The sequence below is a fragment of the Pseudomonas juntendi genome (assembly GCF_009932375.1).
Classification (GTDB): domain Bacteria; phylum Pseudomonadota; class Gammaproteobacteria; order Pseudomonadales; family Pseudomonadaceae; genus Aquipseudomonas; species Aquipseudomonas juntendi.
Genome location: NZ_BLJG01000144.1, coordinates 26,156 through 33,458, shown reverse-complemented (window position 1 = coordinate 33,458; position 7,303 = coordinate 26,156). Strand labels below are relative to the sequence as shown.

6 protein-coding genes and 1 pseudogene are annotated in these 7,303 nt (G+C 64.0%); 4 read left to right on the top strand and 3 right to left on the bottom strand.

What is annotated here, in order from left to right; all coding sequences use genetic code 11:
* Window positions 1–281 precede the first annotated feature (281 nt).
* Window positions 282–1,064 carry an IclR family transcriptional regulator gene (locus tag GYA94_RS18600; protein WP_161892857.1) on the bottom strand — a complete coding sequence of 261 codons (783 nt, stop codon included), beginning with the start codon at window positions 1,062–1,064 and terminating at the stop codon, window positions 282–284.
* A gap of 173 nt (window positions 1,065–1,237) precedes the next feature.
* Here GYA94_RS18600 and hmgA point away from each other — a divergent pair, with 173 nt between their 5' ends.
* Genes hmgA through maiA form a run of 3 tightly spaced genes read left to right on the top strand, consistent with a single transcriptional unit; the run spans window position 1,238 to window position 4,479 of the window.
* Complete coding sequence (gene hmgA, locus GYA94_RS18595; protein ID WP_161892856.1) at window positions 1,238–2,539, top strand: homogentisate 1,2-dioxygenase; 1,302 nt, start codon at window positions 1,238–1,240, stop codon at window positions 2,537–2,539.
* A gap of 3 nt (window positions 2,540–2,542) precedes the next feature.
* Complete coding sequence (fahA, locus tag GYA94_RS18590; RefSeq protein WP_054906054.1) at window positions 2,543–3,835, top strand: fumarylacetoacetase; 1,293 nt, start codon at window positions 2,543–2,545, stop codon at window positions 3,833–3,835.
* An 11-nt stretch (window positions 3,836–3,846) separates the two neighbouring features.
* On the top strand, window positions 3,847–4,479 hold the full coding sequence (maiA, locus tag GYA94_RS18585; protein WP_110679682.1) for a maleylacetoacetate isomerase: 633 nt from the start codon (window positions 3,847–3,849) through the stop codon (window positions 4,477–4,479).
* Here the strand turns inward: maiA and GYA94_RS18580 are convergent.
* Window positions 4,473–5,279 carry a SirB1 family protein gene (locus GYA94_RS18580; RefSeq protein ID WP_110679681.1) on the bottom strand — a complete coding sequence of 269 codons (807 nt, stop codon included), beginning with the start codon at window positions 5,277–5,279 and terminating at the stop codon, window positions 4,473–4,475. The two genes, maiA and GYA94_RS18580, sit on opposite strands and share 7 nt — an antisense overlap.
* A gap of 123 nt (window positions 5,280–5,402) precedes the next feature.
* On the opposite strand from GYA94_RS18580, the pseudogene GYA94_RS18575 reads away from it, so the two are divergent.
* Window positions 5,403–6,389 (top strand): annotated as a pseudogene (locus GYA94_RS18575) (Leu/Phe/Val dehydrogenase); the annotation flags it as partial.
* Window positions 6,390–6,460: 71 nt separating this feature from the next.
* On the opposite strand, the gene GYA94_RS18570 reads toward GYA94_RS18575, so the two are convergent.
* A complete protein-coding gene (locus GYA94_RS18570) occupies window positions 6,461–6,724 on the bottom strand; it encodes a DUF3077 domain-containing protein (RefSeq protein ID WP_161892855.1) in 264 nt (87 codons plus the stop codon).
* Between the last annotated feature and the right edge of the window lie 579 nt (window positions 6,725–7,303).

Below are 7,303 nucleotides of genomic sequence, written 5' to 3'. Positions count from 1 at the left end.
GACAGTTGCTCCTGCAGGTGTCGCGTGGCCCTGAGGCTTTGCCGGTGTCCGCGGGCGTCATTATTCAGCGCAAAAAAAAGCCGCTGCAAGCCGCAGCGGCCAATCGAGACGTTAGATCAAGGAGCTTCAAAATCTACGTCAGTGCACCTCGCAGGCCTGAAAGGCGGGGGGGAGAGCCCTTCATGCCGGCCAGTGAGTAAAGAATAAGCGCTTGATCCCGTAGGAAAAATAGCCGCTTATGACATTCACCTTTACGTTTCGGGCAACAGTTGCGCAGCTGTTCAGGCCGCGGGCGAGTAGCCCATTCGCCAGCTGGTTTCCCGCGTTGCCGCCAGCAACCGCTGTGCCGCCGGGCCATGCTCGTCGGCATGGAAGATCGATGTAGGCCCGACCACGGTCATCACCGCCGCAACCTGCCCCAGGGCATTGAATACCGGGGCCGACAATGCATCCACGCCCGGCATCAACAAACCGTGTACATGGTGCAGGCCACGTTCGCGTATGCCGGCCAGTAGCGCTTGATAATCGTCGGCAGAGTGCTGCAGGGCGGCCAGTTCACGGTCACGCAGGTCTACCGTTTCCCGCTCGGGCAGGTAGGCAGCGAACACCAACCCGGTCGATGAGCTGAGCAGCGGCAGCACCGAGCCGATCTGCGTTACTACGGTCACCGCCCGCACCGCGGGCTCGATGCTGACCACGGTCGCGCCCTGGTTACCCCACACGGCGATGAAGCAGCTTTCGTTCAGTTCGTCGCGCAGTTGCGACAGGGGCAGTGCAGCAATTTTCAGCACATCGATGCTGCCCAGCGCCGCCAGCCCCACCCGTAATGCCTCACGCCCCAGGCCGTAATGGTTGGTGGCAGCATCCTGCTCGGCAAACCCGCTGGCGATCAATGCCTGCAGGTAGCGGTGCACCTTGCTCGCCGGCATCTGTACATGCTCGGCAAGGTGTGACAACGAGGTGGAAGGGGCCAATTCAGCCAAGGCCTTGAGGATGTCGGTGCCGACCTCCGCAGAGCGGACTTTCTGCTTGCCGTTGTCGGCGGTGGTACTGGCTTTGGCCATGGACAGCTGCTTCCGGATTCTTCAGTCGGGCCTTTATAGCTTGACGCCATGCGGGGAGCAAATTACGTTATTCGTAATCTGATTACGATAAAAACAATGCAGACCCGCTGCCGCCCACCCAAGGGCCTGCAGCCAACTGCCCGCAACGGCTCGGCCAGAGCCCGGAGGCACCGATGAATCGCGATCCATCACCCGACCTTCACTACCTCAGCGGCTTTGGCAACGAGTTTGCCAGCGAAGCGCTGCCCGGTGCCTTGCCGGTCGGGCAGAACTCGCCGCAGCAGGCGCCCTATGGGCTGTACGCCGAACTGCTGTCCGGCACGGCGTTCACCATGGCCCGTAGCGAGCTGCGGCGGACCTGGTTGTACCGTATCCGCCCGTCTGCCTTGCACCCACGTTTCGAGCGCCTGGCGCGCCAACCGCTACAGGGCCCGCTGGGGGGCATCAACCCCAATCGCCTGCGCTGGGGCCCCCAGCCGATTCCCGCCGAACCCACCGATTTCATCGAAGGCTGGCTGCCGATGGTGGCCAACGCCACGGCAGACAAACCGAGCGGCGTGAGCATCTACATCTACCGCGCCAACCGCTCCATGGAACGGGTGTTTTTCAACGCCGATGGCGAACTGTTGCTGGTGCCGGAACAGGGCCGCCTGCGCATTGCCACCGAGCTGGGCGTGCTGCAGGTCGAGCCGCTGGAGATTGCGGTGATCCCGCGTGGCATGAAGTTCCGTGTCGAGTTGCTCGACGGCCATGCCCGCGGCTACATCGCCGAAAACCACGCCGCCCCCTTGCGCCTCCCGGACCTGGGCCCGATCGGCAGCAATGGCCTGGCCAACCCGCGGGATTTCCTCACCCCGGTGGCGCACTACGAAGAAACCACCGGCCCGCAGCAGCTGGTCCAGAAGTTTCTGGGTGAGCACTGGGCCTGCGAACTGCAGCATTCGCCGCTGGACGTGGTTGCCTGGCATGGCAGCAACGTGCCGTACAAATACGACCTGCGCCGCTTCAACACGTTGGGTACGGTCAGTTTCGACCACCCGGACCCGTCGATCTTCACCGTGCTGACGTCGCCGACAAGCGTGCATGGCCTGGCCAACATGGACTTCGTGATCTTCCCGCCGCGCTGGATGGTGGCCGAGAACACCTTCCGCCCACCGTGGTTCCACCGCAACCTGATGAACGAGTTCATGGGCCTGATCCAGGGTGCCTACGATGCCAAGGCCGAGGGCTTCCTGCCGGGTGGGGCGTCGTTACACGGGGTGATGAGCGCCCACGGGCCCGATGCCGAAACCTGCGAAAAAGCCATTGCCGCCGAGTTGGCCCCGCACAAGGTCGACAACACCATGGCGTTCATGTTCGAGACCAGCCAGGTGCTGCGCCCGAGCGTGCAAGCGCTGCAATGCCCGCAATTGCAGGCCGACTACGATAGTTGCTGGGCCACCTTGCCGAGCACCTTCAACCCGAACCGGAGATAACCCATGAACCACACTGCCATTGCCCGTAGCTGGGTCGAGCACGCCAACGGGCACAGCGACTTCCCGCTGCAGAACCTGCCAATGGGCATCTTCAGCCGGCCAGGTGAAGCCAGGCGCTGTGGCGTGGCCATTGGCGACGCAATCCTCGACCTGGAGGCGGTGCTGGCCGCCGGCCTGTTCGACGGCGCAGCCAAGGCTGCCGTCGAGGCGACCCGGGGTGGGGCACTGAACGCATTCTTCGCATTGGGGCGCAGCGCGCGGGTGGCCCTGCGCGAACGCTTGCAGGCATTGCTGGGTGAACACAGCGAACACCAGGCGGCGCTGAAGCCGGCCCTGCTCAACGCCGGCGACTGCCAGTTGCACGTACCGGCGCAGATCGGTGACTACACCGACTTCTACGTGGGTATCGAGCACGCCAAGAACGTCGGCAAGCTGTTCCGCCCCGACAACCCGTTGCTGCCCAACTACAAGTACGTGCCGATCGGTTATCACGGCCGTGCCTCGACCATCCGCCCGTCGGGTACCGAGGTGCGCCGGCCAAAGGGCCAGACCTTGCCGGCCGGGCACACCGAGCCCAGCTTTGGCCCCTGTGCGCGCCTGGACTACGAACTGGAACTGGGTATCTGGGTAGGCCAGGGCAACGCCATGGGTGAAGCGATTGCGGTAGGTGATGCTGCCGAACACGTGGCCGGCCTGTGCCTGCTCAACGACTGGTCGGCGCGTGACATCCAGGCCTGGGAATACCAGCCGCTGGGGCCGTTCTTGTCGAAAAGCTTCATTACCAGTATTTCGCCGTGGGTGGTCACCGCCGAGGCGCTGGCGCCGTTCCGCTGCGCCCAGCCGGCCCGGCCGCAAGGCGACCCGCAGCCACTGCCGTACCTGCTGGACGAGCGCGACCAGGCTGCGGGCGCGTTCGATATCGAGCTGGAAGTACTGTTGCTGACCGCGCGCATGCGTGAGCAGGGCCTTGCCCCGCACCGCCTGACCTTGAGCAACACCCGCAGCATGTACTGGACCGTGGCCCAACTGGTTGCCCACCACAGCGTCAACGGCTGCCAGTTGCAGCCGGGCGACCTGTTCGGCTCGGGCACCCTCTCCGGTGCCACCCCTGGCTCGTACGGCAGCCTGCTGGAAATCACCGAAGGCGGCAAACTGCCGGTGGAGCTGGCCAGTGGCGAGGTGCGCAAGTTCCTCGAAGACGGTGACGAGATCATCCTGCGCGCCCGCTGCCAGCGTGACGGCGTGGCCAGCATCGGCTTCGGCGAATGCCGTGGCACGGTCGTCGCGGCCAACTGAGGGGGCAGGGCATGGAGCTGTACACCTATTACCGTTCCACCTCGTCGTACCGGGTGCGCATCGCGCTGGCACTCAAGGGCCTGGCCTACCAGGCCTTGCCGGTGAACCTGCTGCAAGGTGAACAGCGTGGCGCCGGCTACAGGGCCGTCAACCCGCAGGGCCGCGTGCCAGCCTTGCGCAATGACGGCGGTGAAGTGCTGGTGCAGTCGCCGGCGATCATCGAGTACCTGGAAGAGGTGTACCCACAGCCCGCCCTGCTGCCGGCCAATGCCGAGCGGCGGGCCAAGGTGCGCGGTGTGGCGGCGATCATCGGTTGCGACATCCACCCGCTGCACAATGTCAGCGTGCTGAACCGGCTGCGCCAGGCCGGTCAGGACGAGGGCCAGGTGAACGCCTGGATCACACACTGGATCAGCCAGGGTCTGGCGGCCGTGGAACAGTTGATTGGCGATGAAGGTTTCTGTTTTGGCGATACCCCGGGCCTGGCCGATGTGTACCTGATTCCGCAGTTGTACGCGGCTGAGCGTTTCGCTGTCGACCTTGGCGGTTACCCGCGCATTCAACGGGTTGCCGCACTGGCAGCCGCGCACCCGGCATTCGCCCAGGCCCACCCGGCCCGGCAGCCGGACACCCCGGCTCAGTGAAGTGAGCGGTTCGCCGCCGGAAGCTTGCCGATGCGCTCGCACAGCTTCAGGCGCTGGACCGGGTCTTCCGTCAGCAGCAGGGCATGCTCCAAGTCGTAGCGTTCGGCTTGGGGGCAGTCCAGGTGTTGGTAAAGCGAGGCGCGGGTCATGTAGTCCGCGACCTGCACCGGCCCTAATTGCATGACCCGTTCGGCGTCGATCAACGCCGCCAGGTGGTTGTCATGGCTGATATGCAGTTGGCGCAGGTTGCGCGACAGGCGCTGCAGCATCTGCTGCGCGCTGGCGGTGCGCAGGTGCTCTGCCGTCAGCGGCAGGTCGGGGCCAAACTGGCGTGCCAGCAGCTCGCGACAGTCGCTGGGGTACAGGCGCCTGCCGCCACAGGGATCGAGCAGGTGGTCGGCACCCGGCACGCGCAACAGGAAGTGCCCGGGAAAACCCACGCCCTCCAGCGGTATGCACAAACGCCTGGCCAGCTCGAGGGCGAGGATGGCCAGGGCCAGCGGTTGGCCTCGGCGGCGTTGCAGCACCTTGTCCAGCATGGCGGCATGTGGCCGCAACGGCAGGTATTCGTCTTGCACAAAACCCAGTGCATTGAGTTGGCGCAGCAGAGGCTGTGCCAGTTCACTCAACGGTAGCATGGGCAGGTGGGCACTGATTTCGCGCTGCAGGTCGTGCACGGTGGCAAGGCTGGCGGCAGGCGCGACGTTAGGGTCGTGCTCGGCGGCAACCCACAATGCGGCTTCCAGCAGGGCGACGGGCTCGCGTTCCAGGCAGGCCAGGCAGGCTTGACGTGGGTTCATGGGGCTTCTCCACACTCGCTTGAGTATTAGCTGCCGTGCGGGGTTTCGTCCAGTGGTCTGCCGGCGGCTGCAAACATGAGGGCGGGCTTATACTGGGTGCTGCACCTGTTGGGGAGCCTGTCGATGTTCGCGCTGATGCAAAGCACCCGTACCCAGTCACTGCACTTGTTCACCGACCCGCCCACGGGCCTGAAAGCGGTGGTGGCGATCCACAGCCAGCAGTTGGGGCCGGCGCTGGGTGGCTGCCGCTACCTGCCGTACGCCGATGACGAAAGCGCCATGGCCGACGCGATTCGCCTGGCCCAGGGCATGAGCTACAAAGCGGCACTGGCGGGCTTGCCCGTGGGGGGCGGCAAGGCGGTGATCTTGCGCAACCCGCATGTGGAAAACCGCGCAGCTTTGTTCGAGGCCTTCGGCCGCTTCGTCGATACCTTGCAAGGGCGTTTCATCATTGCCGTGGACAGTGGCACCTCGACCCTGGACATGGACTGCATCGCCCAGAGCACGCCGCATGTGACCAGTACCACGGCCTCGGGTGATCCCTCACCGCATGCGGCAATGGGGGTATTCGCCGGCATCCGCGCCACGTCCTATGCCCGCTTGGGCAGCTACAACCTCGAAGGCCTGCGGGTAGCGGTGCAAGGGCTGGGTAATGTTGGCTACGCCCTGGCCGAACAACTGCATGCGGCGGGGGCGGAACTGTTGGTGAGCGATCTGGACACAGGGCGGGTACGGCTGGCTGTTGAGCAGCTCGATGCCCACCCGGTGACCCACGATGCGTTGATCAGCACCCCCTGCGACATCTTTGCCCCGTGCGGTGTGGGGCCGGTGCTGAACGGGCAGAGCGTGATGCAACTGCGCTGCGCGGCAGTGGCGGGGGCGGCGAACAACCAGCTGACCACCTTGCAGGTGGCTGACCAGCTGGAGACCCGCGGGATACTGTATGCGCCCGATTACGTGATCAATGCCGGTGGCTTGATTTACGTGGCGCTCACCCACCGTGGCGAAGACCTGGGCACCATCACCTCGCACCTGGCACGCATACCTTCGCGGCTGACCGAAGTGTTCGGCCATGCCCAAGCAGAGAAACGCTCGCCGGCGCGGGCGGCGCTCGATCTCACAGGCGCTGAAGATGCTGCGGCGAACCCCTGCCAGCCCTCCTGCAACCTAGAGCCAAACCCTCACTGCTTCATCCCCAGCTCGGCATCATCCATCAGCGCCTTGGCCATCGCACTCAAGTAATGCGCAGCCCATATCATCATCGGCTTCCCATCCATCAACCCGGTGATGGTCAATTCGCGCACATACCCCATCAACTCCGAAGACTGTTCGCGGGCATCCCTGCACGGGATCCCGGGCTCGATGCGGAATAGCGGGTGGGTGCCGTTTTCGCCCTGGTAGAAAGTGGTCTTGCCGACGGTGAACTGGGTGTCTTCTATGGTCATTGGTCAGTCCCCTGATGTGCCTTTGATGCCTGGTCTGGCCGCATCGCTGGCAAGCCAGCTTCCACAGTTGCTGCGCGAAGGGTTTCTTCGAGAGGATGGGGTGGGTCGGGGATAAGTTTCAGCATGCTTTGGTATCCATTTCTTGGGCCGCTCCCCACTTGCTGTCAAACACGTAGGTGGCAGCTGTGCATAGGTTGACAGACCGGCGGATACCAGAACCGGCGCACGCGAACGTGCCCCATGCACAGCCACCATAATGGATCAAGCTATGCGAAGTATCTCGTCGCGGCCTGTCAAAGCCGATCGCTGATATGCAGCGACCCACCGACATTAGAGCGCTGCCAAAACGACCGCAACGGAAAACAAACGGCAAGAGTATCTTTGGGAAATGCCCTACAAGAAAGGGCTTAAATCTGATTTTCCGCTGGCGCAATGCCATTTCATTTTCTGCAGCTTGCCATGCCACAAAGTGCCTTGCGGCAATCGGCCGCCTTCCCATGGCAGGGGCCTGGCCCTTTAACTGCATGGCAGAAACGTCACACCCGTGGCGCATCATCCTTGAAAGTCGTAGTGGGGAAT